Consider the following 565-nt stretch of genomic DNA (forward strand, 5'->3'; position numbering starts at 1 on the left):
AGCACGGTTTGGACAACAAAATCAAACAACACGCTTATGGGCTGAAACAGGCTCTAGGCCTCGCGCAACAAAACAACAGCAGTTTGAGTATGGATACTTATTTGGTGCAGTGTGCCCAAGTAATGATAAAACAGAAGCGCTGATCAGCCCTATCGTCAATAAAGACGTCATGACACAACACATGGAATTAAATCCACTAGAGCAAGTATGGAGTTGGATACGGCAACACTGTCTATCTAATCGTGTTTCTAGTGGTTATAAAGAAATAGTCGAACAGGTATTACAAGCGTGGAATAAATCCATCTCAGTCCCTAATACGGTAAAAGCATATGCTCTAGAGACTAGATCAAATTGACTTAATCTTTATGCAGATTACCTTTCACCTCGAACCTTCTTTTTACTTTATGCCAGACGTAAAAAAGCCCGACTATTGCTAGTCGGGCTTTCTCAATTTGGAGCCTGGCAATGTCCTACTTTCACATAGCAAATGCTACACTATCATCGGCGCTGTTTCGTTTCACTACTGAGTTCGGCATGGGGTCAGGTGGGTCCAAAACGCTATTGT

The 565-nt window shown here is 42.3% G+C and carries 1 rRNA gene and 1 pseudogene; one reads left to right on the forward strand and one right to left on the reverse strand.

Features of this window, described 5'->3' with window-relative positions:
• A pseudogene (locus H5186_RS22700) lies at positions 1-355 on the forward strand (IS630 family transposase); the annotation flags it as partial.
• A 102-nt stretch (positions 356-457) separates the two neighbouring features.
• Here H5186_RS22700 and rrf read toward each other — a convergent pair.
• A 5S ribosomal RNA gene (gene rrf, locus H5186_RS22705) occupies positions 458-565 on the reverse strand; the annotation flags it as partial.

Origin of the sequence: Pseudoalteromonas sp. SG41-2, assembly GCF_014164535.1 — a bacterium.
GTDB classification, from domain to species: Bacteria; Pseudomonadota; Gammaproteobacteria; order Enterobacterales; family Alteromonadaceae; genus Pseudoalteromonas; species Pseudoalteromonas rhizosphaerae.